Below are 21,533 nucleotides of genomic sequence, written 5' to 3' on the forward strand. Positions count from 1 at the left end.
CGCCATGAAACTCTATCGCTTTCTGACCGCTGACGACACGTCCGCCTTCTGCCACAAGGTCACCGCCGCCCTGAACAAGGGCTGGGCGCTGCACGGCGATCCCACCTACGCCTTCGACGCGGCCAATGGCGTCATGCGCTGCGGACAGGCCGTGGTGAAGGACGCGGACGGCACCTACAGCCTCGACACCAAGCTGGGAGAGCATTGATGGTCAAGACCAATCCAGGATGGTTTTTCGAGGATTACACGCTGGGGCAGGTGATCAATCATGCGGTGCCGCGCACTGTCGGTCCGGGCGAACGCGCGCTGTATCATGCGCTGTATCCGGCCCGCCACGCGCTTTATTCCTCGGATCAATTCGCGCGCGCCAGCGGTCTGCCGCAAAGCCCGTTGGACGATCTGGCGGCTTTTCATGTGGTGTTCGGCAAAACCGTGCCGGATGTGTCGCTGAATGCCGTTGCCAATCTGGGCTATGCCGAAGGGCGCTGGCTGAAACCGGTTTATCCCGGCGATACCTTGCGCTCTACCTCCGAAGTGATCGGGCTGAAGCAGAACTCCAACTGCAAGACCGGGGTGGTGTGGGTGCGCACGCGCGGGCTGAACCAGAATGACGAAACGGTCATATCCTTCGTTCGTTGGGTCATGGTGCGCAAGCGCGACGTGGATGCGCCCGCACCCGAAACCGTCGTGCCGGATCTCAAGCCGGCGCTTGCCCCGGCCGATCTGACAATTCCGGACGGGCTGGATTTCAGCGACTATGATCTGACCCTGGCAGGCGAACCGCATCGGATGGCCGATTACGAGATTGGCGAACAGATCGACCATGTCGATGGCGTGACGATAGAAGAGGCCGAACACATGATGGCCACGCGCCTGTGGCAGAACACCGCCAAGGTGCATTTCGATGCCACCAATCGCGAGGACGGCAAGCGGTTGATCTATGGCGGGCATGTGATCTCGATGGCCCGCACGCTCAGCTTCAACGGGCTGGCCAATGCGCAGATGATCGCCGGGCTGAACGGCGGGGCGCATGCCAATCCCTGTTTTGCAGGCGATACCGTCCGAGCCTGGTCCGAGGTGCTGGACAAGGCACAAACCGTGGCTCCGGGTGTTGGGGCGATCCGTTTGCGACTGGTCGCAACGCGCGGCGGTGCGCCTTTCGTGTTGAAGGGTGAGGACGGAAAATACCTGCCGCATGTCCTGCTTGATCTCGATTATTGGGCGCTGATGCCGGTCTGAGACAAGCGAACCGTGCAGGTGCAGAATCATCCGGGGCGCGTAGCGTATCGGACCGCCCCTGTTAGCGCCAAAACTGTGATCACACCCGTCGATAGTGTGATCACAAAGCCTTCACAATATGCCGGATGCGCCAAAAAACCGCGTCTCGCATGGCGCTTGACGGGTGACACTGGCGCAAAAAAAGGTATCAACGGTGCAAGGGAACCGAAAGGACTTGCACCATGGCCGAGTTTAAACAGGGTGATCGCCCACTTTCGCCATTTATGTTCGGGGCGTATTATCGCCCGCAAATGACATCGATGTCCTCGATCATGGTCCGTATCACAGGGATCGCGTCGCTGGGCACCGCGTTTCTGCTGGTACTTTGGCTGCTGACAGCGGCCACATCCGAAACAGCCTTTGCCAAAGTGGACTGGTTTTTGACCAGCTTCATCGGCGATGTGATCCTGCTGCTGGCAACATGGGCCATCTGGTATCATGTGCTGGGCCGCCTGCGTCATGTGATCTGGGATCTGGGCTACGGCCTTGAGATCGGCATCGCCGAGAAAATGGGCATGGCCATGTTCATCGGTGCCACTTTCCTTACGCTTCTGACCGCCATCATCGTCTAAGGAGACATCGCATGCGTTATATCACCGATCGCAAACGCGCGCAGGGCCTTGGCTCCGGACGCAGCGGCACGCATCATCACTGGCACATGCTGGTCAGCTCCATTTGTCTGGTCATCCTCGTGCCGCTTTTCGTGTTCACTTTCGGATCGGGTCTGGGCCGTGACTACGCAGATGTGCTGGCATTCTTCTCGCGCCCCTTTCCTGCAATCGTCACCGGGTTGATGCTGATCGTCGGCATCAACCACTTCATGAACGAGACCCGCGAAGCGATCGAGGATTACATGCACGGCGTCGCAGAGCGGCTGGCAACGGTTGCCGTCTCCGCCTTCGGCTACACATTGATTGCGGCAGGGCTGTTCGCCCTCGTGAAACTCGCCCTGTAACCGCGCCCCCAAGGACAAGAAAAAATGACAGCAGCATACGAATACGAGACGCATGAATATGACGTCGTGGTCGTGGGGGCGGGCGGTGCTGGCCTTCGCGCGACGCTTGGCATGGCCGAACAGGGGTTGCGCACCGCCTGTGTGACCAAGGTTTTCCCGACCCGCTCGCACACCGTTGCGGCACAGGGCGGCATCGCCGCCTCGCTGTCCAACATGGGGCCGGATCACTGGCAGTGGCACATGTATGACACCGTTAAGGGGTCGGACTGGCTGGGCGATACGGATGCGATGGAATACCTCGCCCGTGAAGCGCCCAAGGCCGTGTACGAGCTTGAACATTACGGCGTGCCCTTCAGCCGCACCGAAGAGGGCAAGATCTACCAGCGCCCTTTTGGCGGCCACACCACCGAATTTGGCGAAGGCCCCGCCGTTCAGCGCACCTGCGCCGCCGCCGACCGCACCGGCCACGCCATCCTGCACACGCTCTATGGTCAGTCGCTGAAAAACAACGCTGAATTCTACATCGAGTATTTCGCGATCGACCTGATCATGTCCGAGGACGGGCAGTGCCAGGGCGTCGTCTGCTGGAAGCTTGATGACGGCACGATGCATGTTTTCAACGCCAAGATGGTTGTGCTGGCCACCGGCGGTTATGGCCGCGCCTATTTCTCTGCAACCTCTGCGCATACCTGCACCGGCGACGGCGGCGGCATGGTGGCGCGGGCGGGCCTGCCGCTTCAGGACATGGAGTTTGTGCAGTTCCACCCCACCGGCATCTACGGATCGGGCTGCCTGATCACCGAAGGCGCGCGCGGCGAGGGCGGCTACCTCACCAACTCCGAAGGCGAACGGTTCATGGAGCGTTACGCGCCCCAGTACAAGGACCTCGCGCCCCGCGATTATGTCAGCCGCTCGATGACCATGGAAATTCGCGAAGGGCGCGGCGTCGGCAAGGACAGCGATCACATCCACCTCAACCTGTCGCACCTTCCCAAGGAAGCGCTGGCCGAGCGCCTGCCGGGGATTTCGGAAAGCGCGCGTATTTTTGCGGGCGTCGATGTCACCAAGGAACCGATCCCGGTCATTCCGACCGTGCATTACAACATGGGCGGCATTCCCACGAACTACTGGGGCGAGGTGCTGAACCCCACCGCCGAGGACGCGAACGCCGTCGTGCCGGGCCTGATGGCCGTGGGCGAGGCGGGCTGCGCCTCTGTGCATGGTGCCAACCGTCTGGGCTCGAACTCGCTGATCGACCTCGTGGTCTTTGGCCGCGCCGCCGCGATCCGCGCGGGCAAGGTGGTGGACCACGAGTCCGCCAATCCGGTCCTGAACAAAGCCAATATCGACAAGGCGTTTGACCGCTTTGACGGGCTGCGCAACGCGGATGGCGGCACACCCACGGCAGAGCTGCGGCTGGAGATGCAGAAGACGATGCAGGCCGATGCCGCCGTCTTCCGCACCGCCAAGACCATGGCCGAGGGCGTCGAGAAGATGACCGCCATCGCCGCAAAGCTGGACGATCTGAAAGTCACCGACCGCAGCCTTGTGTGGAACTCCGACCTGATGGAGACGCTGGAACTGACCAACCTGATGCCCAACGCGCTGGCCACCATCGTCGGCGCCGAGGCGCGCAAGGAATCCCGCGGTGCCCATGCGCATGAAGATTTCAGCAAGCGTGATGACGAAAACTGGCGCGTGCACACGATCAGCCGGGTGGATGGCAACAAGGTCGACCTCAGCCACCGCCCTGTTGTGACCGACCCGCTGACCACCGAGGACGAAGGGGGCATCGCACTTAAGCGGATCGCGCCCAAGGCCCGGACGTTCTGATGCGCCTGGCCGGTCTCCTTGGCATGGCCGTTGCGCTTTCCGGCTGCGCCGTTGCGAATGACGTGGCGGATCAACTCGCTCGGGACCGGGCTAAATCGGTCGTCAACTCTGTCGTCGCGCGCAACCTTCCGGGCGTCGATGCCGCGCCGGTGACGGACTGTGTCATTGATGCGGCCTCGGCGTCTGAAATCATCTCCATCGCGGGCGATTCCGTCACCGGTGTCACCGAAACCACCGCCTCCAAGGTGCTGGACATCGCGCAACGCCCGCAAGCGGTCGAATGCATCGCCTCGGTCGCCATAAGCGGCCTGCTGCGATGAGTTGCGGGTTGACCGGGGCACAGACACATTCCGCGCGGGCGCTGACCGCCCGCCGCTTCATCCACGAACGGCCCACCGGGGCCCTTGTTCATTGCACGGGGTAGAGACATGGTACAACTGACACTTCCCAAGAACAGCCGCATCAAGACGGGCAAGACATGGCCCAAACCTTCCGGTGCCGCCAATGCCCGCAAGGTGCAGATCTACCGCTGGAGCCCGGAAGACGGCGACAATCCCCGGCTGGACACCTATTTCGTCGATCTCGACGATTGCGGGCCAATGGTTCTGGACGTTTTGATCAAGATCAAGAACGAGATCGACCCCACGCTGACCTTCCGCCGGTCCTGCCGCGAAGGCATCTGTGGCTCCTGCGCGATGAATATCGACGGGATCAACACCTTGGCCTGCATCTACGGGCTGGACGAGATCAAGGGCGACATCAAGATCTACCCGCTGCCGCATATGGAAGTGGTCAAGGATCTGATCCCCGACCTCACGCATTTCTATGCCCAGCATGCCAGCATCATGCCGTGGCTGGAGACCAAGACAAACCGGCCCCAGAAAGAATGGCGCCAGTCGATCGACGACCGCAAGAAGCTGGATGGCCTGTATGAATGCGTGATGTGCGCGTCCTGCTCGACGGCCTGCCCGTCCTACTGGTGGAATTCTGATCGTTACCTCGGCCCGGCGGCACTTTTGCACGCCTACCGCTGGATCATCGACAGCCGCGACGAGGCCACGGGAGAGCGTCTGGACGAGTTGGAAGACCCGTTCAAGCTGTATCGCTGCCACACCATCATGAATTGCACCAAGACCTGCCCCAAGGGCCTGAACCCCGCAAAGGCGATTGCCGAAATCAAGAAAATGATGGTCGAACGCGCCGTTTGACCCGAAAGCGACAGCCCGCCGCAACGCGGGCTGTGGCGCTGACGGATTGAGGCAGCCTGCCTTGCGTGGGGCACGCGGTTTCCCTTGTGCCTGGGCGCCGCAAAGACGCGCTATGCGCTTAAAGTCCGAAATTTTATCAAAAAACGGGGGCCGCCTTGCAGCCAAGGCATGGCGGGGCTGTCTTTTTGGCCGATGCGCTTCGATAGCCGAATGCGCATATACCATGGCATGGGAGAGAATGAGTAAGGCATAGAGGCACACATGTCACAAACAGCAAACACCCCGACACGCAGCGCACAAGACGCGCTAAAGCATCTTGAGCAATCGCTGGCCTATTATTCCCCTGAACCGCAGACCGAGACCCAGCCTGCGGCACGGGCCCAACCAAAGCCTGCCCATGACGCTTTCGCGGCGCGGCTGGCGTCATGGTTTTCGGACTACAAGGCTGCCTGACCCGTTGCCTTGATCCGGCGCGCCGCCTAAGTCCTGTACCAGGAGGTCAGGTTGTGGCGGGCGCATACAAAACACACGGAAGGCGACGACAGGCATGGTGATCGTACTCGGCCTGATCGTCGCATTCATCCTCGTGGCGCTGTTTTCCAATCGCGCGACACGGGGCTGCCGGTGGCGGGAATATCCCGGAGAGGACCACAGCGTCTGGCGCTGCGCATTCTGCGGAGAGCAGACCACCGGCGCGCGTGGCAAACCGCCGAAAATCTGTTTGCGCCCGCGTGGCTGAGCAGCGCTTGCCGGATGTGGCCGATGTCGGAGCGAGGGGCCAGCCCCTCGCGCTCCCCGGAGTATTTTTGCCAAGAAGAAGTTGGAACGGGACGGCGCGATAGTGTGCGGGGTCTGTCTGTTATAGATTGCCTGGCAAGGATGGTGAGTCTTGTTCCGGAGGCCGAAATGTCGAAAATACCTGAAGATGCCGCAGAGCGCCGCGCCATTGCGCCGGTCATCTGCTATCCGGTCGAGACGCTGCCTGCGCCCGATCTGGGACTGTACCGCGCGGCGCGGGCCGGGGCACGCAAAGTGGCCGAGTGGCGCGTGCCGCCAAGAGAGGCATCGGATTTCAGCGTTCCCGCCGGGCAGTTCTTTCGGATCAGCAGTATCGAGGGGCCGCAGGTTGGTGATCTGAACCTGTGGAACGCGGATGATATGACCGAGCGGTTTTATTCTGGCAAGACTCGGGCGCTGCATGGGACCCATCTGACCGAAGGCCATCGGCTGTGGTCGTCTTTTCCGGCACTGCGCCCGATGGCGACCGTGGTGACGGACAGTCTGGCCTGGTACGGTGTGGATGCGTTTGGGGGCCGGGTGCATGATGTGATTGGCACGCGCTGCGATCCTTATACCGGCAATCTTTTATCGGGGACGCAGTATCATCACTGCTGCCATTCCAATCTGACGCGCGCCGTGGCGGATGCGCGTGGTATGACATTGGAGGATGCCGAGCCCCACGTTCACGATGTGCTCAACGTGTTCATGTGCACCGGCTTCACGCGCGACACCGGACAGTATTTCATGAAGGCAAGCCCGGTGCGGCCTGGCGATCATCTGGAATTCTTCGCCGAGATCGATCTTCTGGGCGCGCTCAGCGCCTGTCCCGGCGGTGATTGCGGCGACAGGCATTCCAGCGACGCTGCCGCCTGCCACGCGCTTCTGGTCGAGGTCTTTGCGCCGGAAGACGGGGCATTGCAGGGCTGGGTGCCGCCCGCGCGCAACGGATATGATCGCAGTCACGGGCGGTAGATTGAGGAGCCGTCAGGCGAAGGCGGATTCCAGCGCGATTTCGACCATATCGCCAAAGGACTTCTCGCGATCCTCCGAAGGCAGCGCCTCGCCGGTCAGAAGGTGATCGCTGACCGTCAGCACCGCCAATGCGCGCGCGCCGTGCCGGGCGGCAACATTGTAAAGTTCCGCCGCTTCCATTTCGACACCCAGAATACCGTGGCGGGTCATCTGTTCATTCAGATCGGGGCGTTCGTCATAGAAGATATCGGCCGAATATATCCCGCCGACATGGGTCGTGACGCCCCTCGCTTCGGCCGCCGCAACAGCCGCGCGTAGCAATGACCAATCCGCACAGGGCGCGAAATTCAATTCGCGAAAGATCCCGCGCGACGGTGTTGATACGGAGCTTGCAGTCATGGCCACGATAACATCGCGGATGCCGACGCTATCCTGCATTCCCCCGCAGGAACCGATACGGATCAGCGTTTTTGCATTGTAATCGCGGATCAGCTCATTGGCATAGATCGACAGCGAGGGCATTCCCATACCGGAGCCGTGAATCGTCACGTCATTGCCGCGCCATGTGCCGGTAAAGCCCAGCATCCCGCGAACTTCATTGACCAGTCGCGGAGAGTCCAGAAATGTCTCGGCTGCCCATTTTGCCCGGTATGGATCGCCCGGCATAAGCACTGTTTCCGCTATGTCACCGGGTTTGGCACCGATATGGATTGTCATCTGTCTTGCGTCCTTGCCGGGTCAGAGTGCGAGGTCTTCCAGAGGCTTGCCCGCATCCAGATGAACGACAACCCAATTCGGCTTGCGCCCGCGTCCGGTCCATGTCTGGCTTGGATCTTCGGGGTTCACGAATTTCGGGGCACCTTTTGTTTTCTTGCTGCTTGCAGTGGAGGAATTCAGTTCGCTCAGTGAAAACCCGAATTCCTTGGCCGCGTCTTCAGCCGCTTTCAGCGCTTCGGCTCTGCGGCGGGTTTCCAGCGTATCGAGGGCTTTATCGACATTCTTTCTCAAGGCTGTCAGTTCTTGGCGGGACAGTGCAGACAAATCAATAGACATTCTTCTCTCCGTCTTTTTTGTGGTGAATAAAAAGATTGATTTAGCAGAACACAAGAGCACATTTTGTGTCACCTCCCATCTACAACTATGAGTCTAGCCCGAAAAAAAATGGCCGACACATCCAAAAGGAGATGTCGGCCAAAGAAATCACAATTATAGGCTGAGTTTCGCCGGTACGCCTATTCGGCGGCAACAGCTTCAGGATCTACCAAGGTCACGATATCCTGCATGATCGTATTCAATTCGAAATCTTTTGGCGTATAGACACGGGTCACGCCCATTTCCAAAAGACGGCGTGCATCATCGCTGGGAATGATGCCGCCGACAATAACCGGAATATGGCCAAGGCCTGCGTCGCGCATGCGCGCGATCAGATCCTCGACCAGCGGGATATGGCTGCCCGACAGGATAGACAGGCCCACGACATGCGCGCCGTCCTGTGCCGCCTCGACAATCTGTTCGGGCGTCAGGCGGATGCCCTCATAGTCGATCTCCATGCCGCAATCGCGCGCCCGGAAGGCGATCTGTTCGGCACCGTTGGAATGCCCGTCCAGTCCCGGCTTGCCGACGAGAAAACGCAGCCGCTTGCCCAGCCGGTCGCTTACCGCATCCACGGCGGCGCGCAACTCGTCCAGCCCTTCGATGCGGTTGCTGACCGACCGCGACACGCCGGTTGGTCCGCGATATTCGCCATGCACGGCGCGCATCTGTTGCGCCCATTCGCCGGTGGTGACGCCTGCCTTGGCGGCCGCAATCGACGGTTCCATGATGTTGCGGCCCTCGCGCGCGGCGCTGCGCAGGTCGGCCAGCGCCTTTTCCACCGCTCCGGCATCCCGTTCGGCACGCCATTCGGTCAGCCGGTCAATCTGTTCCTGCTCCACCGCCGGATCGACAACCATGATGCCGCCGTCCTCGTCCATCAGCGGGCTGGGCTCGGTTTGTGTCCAGCGGTTCACACCCACAACGACGGTTTCATTCCGTTCGATCCGGTTCACACGTTCGGCGTTCGACTCAACCAGCCGCGATTTCATATAGTCGATGGCCCCGATCGCGCCGCCCATACTGTCGATATTGGCCAGCTCTGCCCGCGCGCCCTCTTTCAGTGCCTCGACTTTGCGTTCAACTGCCGGGTTGCCCTCGAACAGATCGTCATATTCCAGAAGGTCGGTTTCATAGGCCATGATCTGCTGCATCCGCATCGACCACTGCTGATCCCAGGGGCGGGGCAGGCCAAGCGCCTCGTTCCAGGCGGGCAATTGCACCGCACGGGCGCGCGCGTCTTTGGACAGGGTGACGGCCAGCATCTCGATCAGGATACGGTAGACGTTGTTTTCCGGCTGCTGCTCGGTCAGGCCAAGCGAGTTGACCTGAACGCCGTAGCGGAACCGGCGGAATTTCGGGTTCTCCACGCCATATCGCTCGCGCAGGATCTCGTCCCACAGATCGACAAAGGCGCGCATCTTGCACATCTCGGTCACGAAGCGAATGCCGGCATTCACGAAAAACGAAATCCGCCCGCAAAGTGCCGGGAAATCCGCCGCCGGGACCCGTGTTTTCAACTCATCCAATACCGCAACGGCCGTGGCCAGGGCGAAAGACAATTCCTGTTCCGGCGTCGCACCCGCCTCTTGCAGGTGGTAGGAACACACGTTCATCGGGTTCCATTTCGGCACGTGCCGGTAGCAGTATTCCGCGACATCGCCGATCATCTTCAGCGAGGGTTTCGGCGGACATATATATGTGCCGCGTGACAGGTATTCCTTGATCAGATCGTTCTGCACGGTGCCTTGCAGCTTCGACACATCCGCGCCCTGCTGTTCGGCCACCGCGATATACAGCGCCAGCAGCCAGGGTGCCGTCGCGTTGATCGTCATCGAGGTGTTCATCTGGTCCAGCGGGATCTGGTCGAACAGCGCGGCCATATCGCCCAGATGACTGACCGGCACGCCAACCTTGCCAACCTCGCCGCGCGCCAGCACATGATCGCTGTCATAGCCTGTCTGCGTCGGCAGATCGAAGGCCACCGAAAGGCCGGTCTGTCCGCGTGACAGGTTCGCGCGATACAGCTCGTTCGACGCCTTGGCAGTGGAGTGGCCGGCATAGGTGCGGATCAGCCAGGGTTTGTCCTTCGGGCGATCGGTCGATGTGTCGGTCATGGTCAGTCCTCGCGTTTCGGGCGTCGCACACTCTGCGCGTAACATTATTTCGTCAGAGTGTGGATATGCGAAACTTTATAGCAATGTCAATTCGCCGCGCCGCGGCATCAGCCAAATTATGGGCTTTTGTACATTTTACAGGTACAAAAAGCACAAATGGCCCCAAACGCAGGCGCAATCTACGGACTTGCCCAATGACGTCGGGGCTGCGATTTTGCCCGTATGACGCGCATTGTCGAGCTGCCGCTATGGCTTTTTCTGCTGATCCTTCTGTTTGCCGCCGTCACCGCGGCGAGCCATTTGTTGTTTCCCTCTGTGCGCTGGTTCCTGAGGCGGCGGATGGAACGTGTCGTTGCCAAATTAAATCAAAGGCTTGCGCGTCCGATTGAGCCGTTCAAACTGCTGCGCCGCACAGATGCGATAAAACGACTGGTCTATGATCCCGAAGTCACCAAGGCGATAGTGGAGCACGCCCGCGACACGGGCGAGAGAGAGGATGTCTCCTTTCAGAGGGCAACCCGTTATGCCCATGAAATCGTTCCGTCTTTTTCGGCATTTGCCTATTTCAGTATCGGGATTCGGGCCGCGCGATGGCTTTCCAACGCCATTTACAATGTCCGGATCGGACAGTTCGATGAGGCCACGTTCCGCAGCATTGACCGGGAGTCGACGTTGATTTTCGTCATCAATCACCGCTCAAACATGGATTATGTGCTTGTCACCTATCTTGCCGCGCAGCAATCGGCGCTCAGTTACGCGGTCGGAGAATGGGCGCGGATCTGGCCTTTATCCTGGCTTATCAAGAGCATGGGAGCCTATTTCATACGTCGCCGGTCGCGCAACGCGCTTTATCGCAAGGTCATGGCCCGCTATGTTCAGATGGCGACACAAGCAGGCGTCGCGCAGGCGATCTTTCCCGAAGGTGGCCTAAGCCTGACCGGCGCGCCAGCTCAGCCGAAATTGGGTCTTCTTCGTTATATCTCAGAAGCTTATGATCCGGAGGGACGCGATATCGTCTTTGTCCCGGTGGCACTGAACTATGACCGTGTGCTTGAAGACACGATCCTGGTTGCGGCCAATCGGTCCGGCGAACGCCGGTTCCGCGCGAAGCTGTGGGAGATTGGCGGCTTCCTTCTGCGGCAGGTCTGGCGCAAGCTGCGCGGCCGGCTGAAACCTTTCGGGAATGCCGTGGTGAATTTCGGCAAACCATTGTCCATGCGCGATTATCTGGCGCAGGTCAGCGCCCCGAGTACAGACGATCTGGCCGATATATTGATGGGCCGTATCGCCGGCGCCGTCCCGATCCTTCCCATTCCCGCGATCTCGACATGCCTTCTTGCGCATCCACACAGCCGAGAGGCGCTGATCGTTGCGATTTCCACCATGTTGAAGACAGAGCCGCAGGCCGACATTGGGCTATCCTCAGAAAACCTGCACGAAGAGGTGGATCTGGCACTTGAACAATTGCTCGGTCGCAACCTGATCACTCTTCAGGGAACCCAATTCACTCCAACCCCCGACCGCATCGACATCCTGCGGTACTACGCCAACTCCATCGCGCATCTATTGGCTGCTGACGCTGCGGCTGCACAGTAGTTTCTGCATTCGCTCGGTCATAAAGTTCCAAAATATACGCTAATGTTGTTGCATAATTTCGCGAAGGTCGATATTTCCGAAGAAACGCCGCGATTCTGCATTGCGGCACAGCTATCAGCAGCGAAGGAGGCTCACATGGCTCTGGATAAACAAAGCGGCATTGCGGCCTACGATGCCCCGGAAAAAGACCTTTATGAGCTCGGGGAAATGCCCCCGATGGGCTATGTGCCAAAGCAGATGTACGCGTGGAATATCCGTCGCGAACGCCATGGTGAGCCCGACGTGTCGTTCAAGCAGGAAGTTGTGGACACATGGCAGATCGACAGCCAGGAGGTTCTGGTTCTGGTGATGGCCGCGGGCGTCAACTATAATGGCGTCTGGGCCGGTCTTGGCCAGCCGATCAGCCCCTTCGACGTTCACAAGCAGGATTATCATATCGCGGGTTCCGACGCGTCCGGCATCGTCTGGGCGGTGGGCGACAAGGTGAACACTTGGAAGGTCGGCGACGAGGTCGTGATCCATTGCAATCAGGACGACGGCGACGACGAGGAATGCAACGGCGGCGACCCGATGTTCTCGCCCACCCAGCGGATCTGGGGTTATGAGACCGGCGATGGCTCTTTCGCGCAGTTTACCCGCGTGCAGGCACAGCAGTTGATGCCGCGCCCCAAGCACCTGACCTGGGAAGAAAGCGCCTGCTACACGCTGACTCTGGCAACCGCATACCGGATGCTGTTCGGTCACCATCCGCACGAGCTGAAACCCGGTCAGAACGTGCTGGTCTGGGGCGCGTCCGGCGGTCTTGGATCCTACGCTATTCAATTGGCGAATACGGCGGGTGCCAACGCGATCGGCGTGATCTCGGACGAAAGCAAGCGCCAGTTCGTGATGGATCAAGGTGCCAAGGGCGTCATCAACCGCAAGGACTTCAATTGCTGGGGTCAGTTGCCGACGGTGAACAGCCCCGAGTATAATGAATGGCTGAAAGAGGCCCGTAAGTTCGGCAAGGCAATCTGGGAGATCACCGGCAAAGGCGTCAGCGTCGATATGGTGTTTGAACATCCGGGCGAAGCGACCTTCCCCGTCTCGACCCTTGTGGTCAAGAAGGGCGGCATTGTGGTGATCTGCGCCGGAACGTCGGGTTTCAACTGCACTTTTGACGTCCGCTATATGTGGATGCACCAGAAGCGTTTGCAGGGCTCGCATTTCGCCAACCTCAAGCAGGCCGCGTCAGCGAACCGACTGATGATCGACCGCCGCCTTGATCCGTGCATGTCCGAAGTGTTCCCGTGGGATGAGATCCCCGGAGCGCATATGAAGATGCTGCGCAACGAGCACAAGCCCGGCAACATGGCCGTTCTGGTGCAGGCACCCCGCACCGGTTTGCGGACCTTCGAGGAAGCGCTTGAAGCCAAAGGCTGAACAATCGGCCTTCGCCCAGCCAACAATCGCCCGCGAATCGGCTGTCGCCGTCGCGGGCGATTCGCGTTTTTGGGGCCGGTGCTTGTCGTTCAGAGGGTTAGAATTTGCCGTCTCGCCATTTTTGGGGAGTTGGAATTCGCGAATTTATTAACGTCAATTGCTCGTGGTATAGTTGTATTAACCATTCATTAACTGGCGTGAAAGAGAGTCAACCATGAACCACGACTGGATACTCGACGTACTCACGGATCTGACAACCTTCGCTCAGTCAAACGGACTGGACGGACTGGCCCAACAACTGGACAATACCCAGAAGTTTGCGTTGGCAGAACTGGCGTCACGCGCGAAAGGGAAACCGATTGGGCTATGCGGCAATGACGCAGCGGCTGGACACCATCCTGCACGGATTGGAGCAAGCCGATCAGCATGACGCGCTACAGCGCGCGATCGAGGCATTATGCGCCTTCTACGGCGTCGACCACATGGTCTATCACTGGGTCAGCAGCAGCGGCGAACAATACGGTTGTGGAACCTACGAAGACGTTTGGGTAGAACGCTATATCGAAAAGAAATACCTGCGTGTTGATCCTGTAATTTCTGGTTGTTATCAAAGGTTTCACCCTGTTGACTGGAAGCGGCTGGACTGGTCAAGCAAGGCGGCGAGGGCGTTCCAGAAAGACGCGATCGAACATGGGGTGGGAAACCAGGGTTTCTCGATTCCCATCCGGGGTCCGAACGGTCAGTTTGCCCTCTTCAGCCTCAGCCACAATTGTACCGATGATGAATGGGATGCATTCACCGAAACCAACCGTCGCGACCTGATCCTTGTCGCCCATTACTTCAACAAGAAAGCCCTGGATCTGGAGCCCGGGCGCAGCCCTGAACCATCCCAGCCCCTGTCTCCCAGAGAGATTGATGCGATGACCCTTCTGGCGGTGGGTTACAGCCGCGCTCAGGTGGCCGAGACGCTGACGATTTCGGAACACACATTGCGGGTTTATATCGAAAGCGCGCGCTTCAAACTGGGCGCTTTGAACACCACTCATGCTGTCGCACGCGCCCTTGCAAGGGGCATTATCGTGGTCTGAAAGGTTAACGTGCGGATCAGGGCGAAAAGCGCGTGTTAACGATTTGCGGACAAGGCTGATCCTGCTCAGACAGGAGAAGCTGCAATGATCCGTTACATCTATGCCAACGATCTGAACACGGAACCGAAGCTGCGCGACAGCATGTTCCGTGACCGTGCCGACCAGTTCAAGGCGCGCTTGGGGTGGGAGGTCGCCGTCGACGCCAAGGGCTACGAACGCGACGAATATGACGACCTGAACCCGCTATATGTGATCTGGCAGAAACCCTGCGGTTCGCATGGGGGTTCGATGCGACTGTTGCCGACGACCGGGCGCACCATGGTCAACGACCATTTCAAGGACATCACCGGCGGCGTTCACATAGAAAGCCCGCTGATCTGGGAATGCACGCGGTTCTGCCTGGCGCGCGATACGGCACCCGGCACGGCTGCCGCGTTGATGCTGGCCGGAGGCGAAGTCATGAACGGCTTTGGCCTGCGCCACTATGTCGGTGTGTTCGACGCGCGCATGGTGCGCATCTATCGGCTGATCGGCGCACAGCCGGATGTGCTGGGCACAACGGGCGAAGGTCGCGATGCAATCAGCGTCGGCCTGTGGGAGTTCACGCCGGAATCGCAGGCGCGCGTCGCTGCGCGCGCAGGTTTGTCGCCTAGCGTTTCGCGTCAGTGGTTCGAAGCGGCGTTTGGTGCTGCTGTTCCGATCGCGCAACACTGCGCAGCTTGACTCTGGTGCCTGTCCGGCGAGAGCTGTAGGGTCCGCCGCATGACCGTTCCAGCCCTGCAATTTTCCGACGATCAGGCAGAAGCCTATGACCGAGTGGCGGATATCCTCCGCGCCTCGGGGATCGACCTGACCGATGGCCTTGTGCTGCCCGCCCGTGACGCGGGCGACCGGTTGATGGCGCTTATGGGCAAGGCCGGATCGGGCAAGACCCTGTTGCTGGCAGAACTTTACAAGGCGCTGGAGGCCGCGGGGGTCGAGATTGTCTCGGGCGATTACGAAAGCCGCCGTCGCAAGGATCGCCGGACGCTGGCCATTCTGGCACCCACCAACAAGGCGGCGAGCGTGTTGCGGATGCGCGGTGTGCCCGCGACCACGATTCACCGCATCCTGTATACGCCGGTTTACGACCCGGAATACGAACGCATCGCCGAATGGCTGATGGGCAATGGGGAACGCCCCGACATCGAAGCGCTGACCGACGCGGCGCTGGATCGGGCTGCGACATCCTTTGCCGGTCACAAATCGGTACCTGCCGCGCTCGCGGCGGCGGGGCTGCGCGGATCGGATTTCATTACCGGCTGGAAACGGCGCGAAGAGCCGCTGGATGTCGGGTTTGTCGACGAATCCTCGATGCTGGACGACCGTCAGTTCGACGATCTGAAAGAGATTTTCCCCACCCTCGTGCTTTTCGGCGATCCGGCACAGCTTGCCCCGGTCAACCAGTCCGGAACGATGGTCTTTGACAAGCTGAAAACCACCCAGAAAATGGAGCTTCACCGCATTCACCGGCAGGACGCCGGCAACCCAATCCTTGATCTGGCCCATGCTCTGTCCGACCCGGCGCTGGAGTTCCAAGATTTCGAACGCATGATCCAGGAAAAGGCCGCGCAGGATGACCGCGTGGTCTGGGGTCAGCGGGTAGAGGTTGATCTGATGGCGCGCAGTCCGGTGCTGGTTTGGCGCAATGCCACCCGTATTCGCCTGATAAGCGCCTTTCGTGCCGTTCACGGTGCCCCGGATACCGAGCTTCTGGAGGGCGAACCGCTGATCTGCGATGGGATCGAACTTCCGCTCAAACATCGCAAAAAACGGCTGGATCTGGAAGCGCGCGGCCTGATCAAAGGCGCGCAAGTGGTCTATCTCGGCCCCGGTCGCAAGCCGGGGTTTTCCCGTTTGCATGTGATGGGTGCCGAAGACCCGCAGGTCAGTGCGGCGTCCATCGTCAAGATCGAGAAGCCGGATGAAGAAGAGCCGTTCATCCCCTTTGCCGCCCGGATGGGCGCCACCTTTCTGCATGGCGCTGCCGTTACGATCCACAAGGCGCAGGGGTCGCAATGGGAAACCGTGCAGGTCTTTGCGCCCGACCTGTTCGTCGCCGCCCGCATGGGTCGGGTCGAGGCGGGCCAGCCGCTTTGGAAACGTCTGGCCTATGTCGCCATCACCCGCGCGCAGGAGCGGCTGATCTGGGTCGTTCGCAACCGGCTGTCGCGCCCGACCGGGCCTTTGAATGTCGCGGATCTGAAGGCCCCGGTCGTGCCGCTTGAATTGCAAATCGAGACGGACCCCGGAGCGGAGGTCGACGGCGCAAGTTAAAGGTTGGCAATCACCCTGCCAGTCCGCATGTTGTCTTTATCATAGCAAGACAGGCAAGGGAGGGTCGGAAATGCTAGGCCAAATGATGACGCGTCCGCTATCGATCATCGAGATTCTGCGATACGGTGCCGAGTGTCATCCGGGGGGAGGGATCGTTTCGGTCCGTACCGAAGGGGACGTTCACCGCGAAACCTATGCCGAAGCCTACGCGCGTGCTGCACAACTGGCGCATGGGCTGGCAAAGCTGGGCGTGCAGGAAGGCGACCGTATCGCCACGCTGGCCTGGAACGGATATCGCCATTTCGAGCTTTACTACGCTGTTTCGGGGATGGGCGGCGTTTGCCACACCATCAATCCGCGACTGTCGGCCGAACAGATGAGCTATATCATCAACCATGCTGAAGACAGCGTGCTTTGCGTGGATCTGACCTTTCTACCGATCATTGAGGCGCTGCGTCCGACCCTGCCCGATGGGTTGAAGCTGGTGGTGCTGACAGCCCGCACGCATATGCCGGAAAGTGACCTCGATTTGCTGTGCTATGAGGAATTGCTGGAGGGTCAGCCCACAACATACGACTGGCCGGATCTGCCCGAGGACACCGCCGCGTCGCTTTGCTATACATCGGGAACCACCGGCAACCCGAAAGGCGCGCTGTTTTCACATCGCTCTACGGTGCTGCACGCGCTGACTGTGTCCATCGCCCTGAAGGACGGGTTGAAGGAAGGCGCGCGCATCCTGCCTGTGGTGCCGATGTTCCATGTCAACGCCTGGGGGCTGCCCTATTCCGCGCCATTGGTAGGCGCGTCGCTGATCATGCCGGGGGCGAAACTGGATGGCGCGTCGCTTTATGACCTGATGGACAATGAAGGCGTGACCGCGGCTTGGGGCGTGCCGACCATCTGGCAAGGCCTGTTGGCGGAGATCAAGAAACGCGGCAGCAACCCGAAGGGTTTCCGTCAGGTCGTGGTGGGTGGCTCTGCCGCGCCAGCCAGCATGATCGAAGCGTTCGAGAAAAGCGGTGCCGAAGTGTGCCACGCCTGGGGAATGACGGAAATGAGCCCGGTTGGCACGCAAGGCCTATTGTCCGCGCCGATGAAGGATCTGCCCTGGGACGAACAGATGCGCCTGAAGGCCAAGCAGGGGCGGCGTCTCTTTGGTGTGGATCTCAAGATTGTTGATGATGACGGCAATGCGCTGCCGCATGACGGAGCGGCTTCGGGAGAGTTGTATGTGCGCGGCAACACGGTCGTGTCGGGCTATTTCCGCAATGAAAAGGCAAGTGCTGCGGCGATCGACGCGGATGGCTGGTTCGGGACGGGCGATGTCGCCGCGATTGACGAGCTTGGCTTTGTATCGGTGCAGGACCGGGCCAAGGATCTTATAAAATCGGGTGGCGAATGGATCAGTTCTATTGATCTGGAAAACATCGTCATGGGCAGCCCGAAGGTGGCAAGCTGCGCGGTGATCGCCGTGGCGCATCCAAAATGGGGAGAGCGTCCATTGCTTGTGGTCGTGCCAGAGGAAGGCGAGACGCCGGAACTGGCAGAACTGCATGACCTTTTGATGAAACATGTCGCGAAATGGCAGTTGCCCGATGACATGGTCATTGTCGACGACCTGCCGCTGACGGCGACGGGCAAAGTGTCCAAACTGGCACTGAGGGACCGCTTTGACGACTATAAGCTGCCCGATGCAGACTAGGATCTCTTTGGCGCAGTTGCGCGCTATGGACGGGAAAGACATCGGCTGCTCTGACTGGCAGTTGCTGGATCAGGACCGCATCAGCGCCTTTGCCGATGCCACCGGCGACCATGCCGACATCCACGTTCGACCCGACAGCGCGGCTGCGCAAGAGCTTGGCAGCACCATCGCGCATGGCTTTCTGACGCTGTCGCTTTTGCCGTCAATGATCTACGCATTCCTACCGGGGGTCGAAGGCTACACCGGCCTCAACTCCGGTCTGGACCGTGTGCGTTTCATCAGCCCGGTGCCGGTCGGGTCGCGCGTGCGGGGCCGTTTTACGCTGGATCGGCTGAAAGAGGTGCCGACCGGGGGGCTGGCGCTGCGGCTGTCCGCCACGGTCGAGATCGAAGGCCAGACCCGGCCCGCACTGGTGGCCATCTGGCTCAACCGTTTCATTCAAAGCAAGAGCGCCTGACCACGGTGCCAAAGGAGACAGTACATGGATCTCGGAGTTTCAGACAAGGTCCGTCCGCTGATCGCGCAGGTCCGCGCGATGGTCGAGACGGATATCGCACCACTTGATGCAGAGTTTCACGCCGAGGTCGGCAAGCATCCCTCGGGCGACCGGTTCAAACATACCGATCGCCAGTTGGAAATCCTGAACAAGTTGAAGGCACTGGCGCGGGAACGCGGCTTGTGGAACTTCTGGCTGACCGGCAGTGATCGCGGCTATGGGCTCAGCACCGTTGAATACGCCTATCTGGCCGAGGAAATGGGCAAGGTGTCCATCGCCGCCGAGGTATTCAACTGCAACGCGCCCGACACGGGCAATATGGAAGTGCTGGAACGCTACGGCACGCAGGCCCACAAGGACCGCTGGCTGGGGCGGCTGCTGGAGGGCGAAATCCGATCGGCCTATGTGATGACCGAACCTGGAATCGCATCATCGGATGCGGCGCAACTGTCCTTCGAAGCGCGACGCGATGGCGACGACTGGGTGCTGAACGGCGAAAAATGGTGGATCAGCGGCGCGGGCGATCCGCGTTGCGGCTTGTATATCGTCATGGCTTGTTCGGACCCGGACGCCCCAAAGCATCAGCGCCACACGATGTTCGTGCTGGACCCCGACACGCCCGGAATCGAGGTGCTGCGCCCGATGCAGGTCTTCGGGCAGGACGACGCACCGCACGGGCATATGCATCTGCGGTTCACCGATGTTCGGATCGGCGCGGATGCAATCGTACTGGGCGAGGGGCGCGGTTTCGAGGTGGCACAGGGGCGTCTGGGGCCGGGGCGGATCCACCATTGCATGCGCGCCATCGGACAGGCCGAAAAGGCGCTGGAATTGATGTGCACGCGCGGGCTGGAGCGCGAAGCCTTTGGAAAGCCCTTGGTCGAACTGGGTGCCAACTATGACATCATCGCCGACGCCCGGATGGAGATCGAGATGGCGCGATTGTTGTGCCTGAAGGCCGCGTGGATGATGGACACAGCGGGTGTGCGTGCAGCGCAGCCGTGGATCTCGCAGATCAAGGTCGTGGCGCCGCTGATGGCCGGGCGGGTGATTGACGAGGCGATCCAGATGCATGGCGCGGCCGGGATCAGCCAGGATTTCAATCTGGCCCATATGTGGACGCATGTGCGGACGTTGCGCTTTGCCGACGGGCCGGATGCGGTGCACCGCCGACAGGTGGCGCGGGCGGAACTGCGCAAATATGCGGATCAGTAGCGATGGATAAGGTCGAACGCGATGCCGTTGCGCAGTGGATGGCGAAGAACGTAGATGGCTTTCGCGGGCCTCTGACAGTGCGGAAATTCGATGTCGGACAATCAAACCCGACCTATCTGCTGCGTGCGGAGTCCGGTGCCTATGTGCTGCGCCGCAAGCCACCCGGCGTGTTGTTGAAATCCGCCCATGCCGTTGACCGGGAATTTCGGGTTCAACGGGCCCTGTCGGACAGTGACGTGCCTGTGCCGCGTATGTTGGCCCTTTGCGAGGACGAAAGCGTCCTTGGTGCGATGTTCTATGTGATGGAGCATGTCGAAGGCCGCAGTTTCCTTGATCCGACCCTGCCGGACGTGTCGCCCACGCAACGCGGCGCGGTGATCAACGAGATGAACAGGGTTCTGGCCGCGATCCATTCGGTCGATATTGTGGCGGCTGGATTGGCCGATTACGGCCCCGAAGGCAGCTATTATGCGCGCCAGCTTGGACGTTGGACAAAACAGTATCGCGCGTCGGAAACCGGGCCGCTGCCGGATATGGACCGGCTTATTTCATGGCTGGAGACGCATCTGCCGCCCGATGATGGCCAGCGCACGTTGGTGCATGGCGACTACCGGATCGACAATCTGCTGTTTACGAAGGACGGCTCTGACATCCGCGCTGTGCTGGATTGGGAACTGTCGACCATTGGCCATCCGTTCGCCGATCTGGCCGGGGTTCTCATGCAGTGGCAACTGCCGCCGGGTCCAGAGGGGCGTGGGCTGGCAGGGGTGGATCGCGAAGCGCTCGGCCTGCCAACGGACGCCGAATTTGTCGCCGACTATTGTCAGCGCCGTGGGATCGACCGGATCGACAACCTTGGCTTTTACGTCGCTTTTGCGTTTTTCCGCATGGCCGCGATCCTGCAAGGCGTGAAGAAGCGCGCGCTTGACGGCAATGCCTCAAACCCTGACAAAGCGCTGAAACTGGGCGGGTTTGTCCCGCGTTTTGCCGAACTGGGGCTGGAGGCCGCCGCGACATGAGCACAGATGATCCGCTTCTGGGCGAGGCCACCTACGCGTTTTCGCGCTACATCGGGCTGGAACTTGTGGGCTGGTCCGAGGATTACGCACGGATGAGCCTGCCGGTCGAGGCGTTTTTGCGCAACCGTCATGGCGCGATACATGGGGGCGTGCATGCCAGTATGCTGGACACGGTGATGGGCTATGCCGGGTGCTGGACCGGAGACGCGGATCAGCCGCAGATGTGCCTGACGCTCTCGCTCAATGTGCAATATCTGTCGCGTCCGCTTGGCACCGTGCTGTTTGCCGAAGGCCGCAGAACCGGCGGCGGCAAGGGCACATTCTTCGCAGAAGCCGAGATCAAGGACGACACTGGTGAGTTGATCGCCAAAGGCACAGGCGTTTTCCGCTATCGCAAGCGCTAGGGGTTCTTACCAAAGTCTCGATCGTTTCGGCGTCAAAGCG

23 protein-coding genes are annotated in these 21,533 nt (G+C 60.3%); 20 read left to right on the forward strand and 3 right to left on the reverse strand.

The window, feature by feature from the left end; all coding sequences use genetic code 11:
- Positions 1-4 precede the first annotated feature (4 nt).
- The 10 genes from B8991_RS06550 (at position 5) to B8991_RS06595 (ending at position 7,026) form a co-directional block, all read left to right on the forward strand.
- Positions 5-208 (forward strand): DUF1737 domain-containing protein, encoded by a 204-nt coding sequence (locus tag B8991_RS06550; protein ID WP_084351620.1) that lies wholly within the window; start codon positions 5-7, stop codon positions 206-208.
- Positions 208-1,239, forward strand: a complete 1,032-nt coding sequence (locus B8991_RS06555) for a MaoC family dehydratase (protein WP_084351622.1) — start codon at positions 208-210, stop codon at positions 1,237-1,239. The genes B8991_RS06550 and B8991_RS06555 overlap by 1 nt, the downstream gene beginning before the upstream one ends.
- Positions 1,240-1,460: 221 nt before the next feature.
- A complete protein-coding gene (gene sdhC / locus B8991_RS06560) occupies positions 1,461-1,850 on the forward strand; it encodes a succinate dehydrogenase, cytochrome b556 subunit (RefSeq protein WP_084351624.1) in 390 nt (129 codons plus the stop codon).
- A gap of 11 nt (positions 1,851-1,861) precedes the next feature.
- The gene (gene sdhD / locus B8991_RS06565) at positions 1,862-2,233 is read left to right on the forward strand and encodes a succinate dehydrogenase, hydrophobic membrane anchor protein (RefSeq protein WP_084351626.1); all 372 of its coding nucleotides are present in this window, start codon (positions 1,862-1,864) and stop codon (positions 2,231-2,233) included.
- A 24-nt stretch (positions 2,234-2,257) separates the two neighbouring features.
- Complete coding sequence (sdhA, locus tag B8991_RS06570; protein WP_084351628.1) at positions 2,258-4,066, forward strand: succinate dehydrogenase flavoprotein subunit; 1,809 nt, start codon at positions 2,258-2,260, stop codon at positions 4,064-4,066.
- The gene (locus B8991_RS06575; RefSeq protein ID WP_084351630.1) at positions 4,066-4,386 is read left to right on the forward strand and encodes a succinate dehydrogenase; all 321 of its coding nucleotides are present in this window, start codon (positions 4,066-4,068) and stop codon (positions 4,384-4,386) included. The genes sdhA and B8991_RS06575 overlap by 1 nt, the downstream gene beginning before the upstream one ends.
- A gap of 108 nt (positions 4,387-4,494) precedes the next feature.
- Positions 4,495-5,274, forward strand: coding sequence for a succinate dehydrogenase iron-sulfur subunit (locus tag B8991_RS06580; RefSeq protein WP_084351632.1), 780 nt, complete (start codon positions 4,495-4,497; stop codon positions 5,272-5,274).
- A gap of 261 nt (positions 5,275-5,535) precedes the next feature.
- Complete coding sequence (locus tag B8991_RS06585; protein ID WP_084351635.1) at positions 5,536-5,727, forward strand: hypothetical protein; 192 nt, start codon at positions 5,536-5,538, stop codon at positions 5,725-5,727.
- A 94-nt stretch (positions 5,728-5,821) separates the two neighbouring features.
- Complete coding sequence (locus B8991_RS06590; RefSeq protein WP_084351637.1) at positions 5,822-6,013, forward strand: hypothetical protein; 192 nt, start codon at positions 5,822-5,824, stop codon at positions 6,011-6,013.
- A gap of 167 nt (positions 6,014-6,180) precedes the next feature.
- Positions 6,181-7,026 carry an urea carboxylase-associated family protein gene (locus B8991_RS06595; protein WP_084352200.1) on the forward strand — a complete coding sequence of 282 codons (846 nt, stop codon included), beginning with the start codon at positions 6,181-6,183 and terminating at the stop codon, positions 7,024-7,026.
- Positions 7,027-7,038: 12 nt separating this feature from the next.
- On the opposite strand, the gene deoD is transcribed toward B8991_RS06595, so the two are convergent.
- The 3 genes from deoD to B8991_RS06610 form a co-directional block, all read right to left on the reverse strand.
- Positions 7,039-7,743 (reverse strand): purine-nucleoside phosphorylase, encoded by a 705-nt coding sequence (deoD, locus tag B8991_RS06600; RefSeq protein ID WP_084351639.1) that lies wholly within the window; start codon positions 7,741-7,743, stop codon positions 7,039-7,041.
- A 21-nt stretch (positions 7,744-7,764) separates the two neighbouring features.
- On the reverse strand, positions 7,765-8,079 hold the full coding sequence (locus B8991_RS06605) for an H-NS histone family protein (RefSeq protein ID WP_084351641.1): 315 nt from the start codon (positions 8,077-8,079) through the stop codon (positions 7,765-7,767).
- 179 nt (positions 8,080-8,258) lie between these two features.
- A complete protein-coding gene (locus tag B8991_RS06610; RefSeq protein WP_084351643.1) occupies positions 8,259-10,235 on the reverse strand; it encodes a protein meaA in 1,977 nt (658 codons plus the stop codon).
- Between the two features lie 222 nt (positions 10,236-10,457).
- Here B8991_RS06610 and B8991_RS06615 point away from each other — a divergent pair, with 222 nt between their 5' ends.
- The 10 genes from B8991_RS06615 (at position 10,458) to B8991_RS06665 (ending at position 21,493) form a co-directional block, all read left to right on the forward strand.
- Positions 10,458-11,831 carry a 1-acyl-sn-glycerol-3-phosphate acyltransferase gene (locus B8991_RS06615; protein ID WP_084351645.1) on the forward strand — a complete coding sequence of 458 codons (1,374 nt, stop codon included), beginning with the start codon at positions 10,458-10,460 and terminating at the stop codon, positions 11,829-11,831.
- Between the two features lie 135 nt (positions 11,832-11,966).
- The gene (gene ccrA / locus B8991_RS06620; RefSeq protein ID WP_084352202.1) at positions 11,967-13,253 is read left to right on the forward strand and encodes a crotonyl-CoA carboxylase/reductase; all 1,287 of its coding nucleotides are present in this window, start codon (positions 11,967-11,969) and stop codon (positions 13,251-13,253) included.
- A gap of 374 nt (positions 13,254-13,627) precedes the next feature.
- Positions 13,628-14,341, forward strand: a complete 714-nt coding sequence (locus B8991_RS06630; protein ID WP_084351649.1) for a helix-turn-helix transcriptional regulator — start codon at positions 13,628-13,630, stop codon at positions 14,339-14,341.
- Positions 14,342-14,425: 84 nt separating this feature from the next.
- Positions 14,426-15,064, forward strand: coding sequence for an acyl-homoserine-lactone synthase (locus B8991_RS06635; RefSeq protein WP_084351651.1), 639 nt, complete (start codon positions 14,426-14,428; stop codon positions 15,062-15,064).
- A 39-nt stretch (positions 15,065-15,103) separates the two neighbouring features.
- Complete coding sequence (locus B8991_RS06640) at positions 15,104-16,657, forward strand: ATP-dependent DNA helicase (RefSeq protein ID WP_084351653.1); 1,554 nt, start codon at positions 15,104-15,106, stop codon at positions 16,655-16,657.
- Between the two features lie 70 nt (positions 16,658-16,727).
- Positions 16,728-18,359 (forward strand): long-chain-fatty-acid--CoA ligase, encoded by a 1,632-nt coding sequence (locus B8991_RS06645; RefSeq protein ID WP_084351655.1) that lies wholly within the window; start codon positions 16,728-16,730, stop codon positions 18,357-18,359.
- A complete protein-coding gene (locus B8991_RS06650; RefSeq protein ID WP_084351657.1) occupies positions 18,349-18,816 on the forward strand; it encodes a MaoC family dehydratase in 468 nt (155 codons plus the stop codon). Before B8991_RS06645 ends, B8991_RS06650 begins: the two co-directional genes overlap by 11 nt.
- A 24-nt stretch (positions 18,817-18,840) precedes the next feature.
- The gene (locus tag B8991_RS06655) at positions 18,841-20,070 is read left to right on the forward strand and encodes an acyl-CoA dehydrogenase family protein (RefSeq protein WP_084351659.1); all 1,230 of its coding nucleotides are present in this window, start codon (positions 18,841-18,843) and stop codon (positions 20,068-20,070) included.
- 2 nt (positions 20,071-20,072) lie between these two features.
- Positions 20,073-21,089, forward strand: a complete 1,017-nt coding sequence (locus tag B8991_RS06660) for a phosphotransferase family protein (RefSeq protein WP_084351660.1) — start codon at positions 20,073-20,075, stop codon at positions 21,087-21,089.
- Positions 21,086-21,493 carry a PaaI family thioesterase gene (locus B8991_RS06665; RefSeq protein ID WP_084351662.1) on the forward strand — a complete coding sequence of 136 codons (408 nt, stop codon included), beginning with the start codon at positions 21,086-21,088 and terminating at the stop codon, positions 21,491-21,493. Before B8991_RS06660 ends, B8991_RS06665 begins: the two co-directional genes overlap by 4 nt.
- The last annotated feature ends 40 nt before the right edge of the window (positions 21,494-21,533 follow it).

This window comes from Primorskyibacter flagellatus, assembly GCF_900176485.1.
Lineage (GTDB): Bacteria > Pseudomonadota > Alphaproteobacteria > Rhodobacterales > Rhodobacteraceae > Primorskyibacter > Primorskyibacter flagellatus.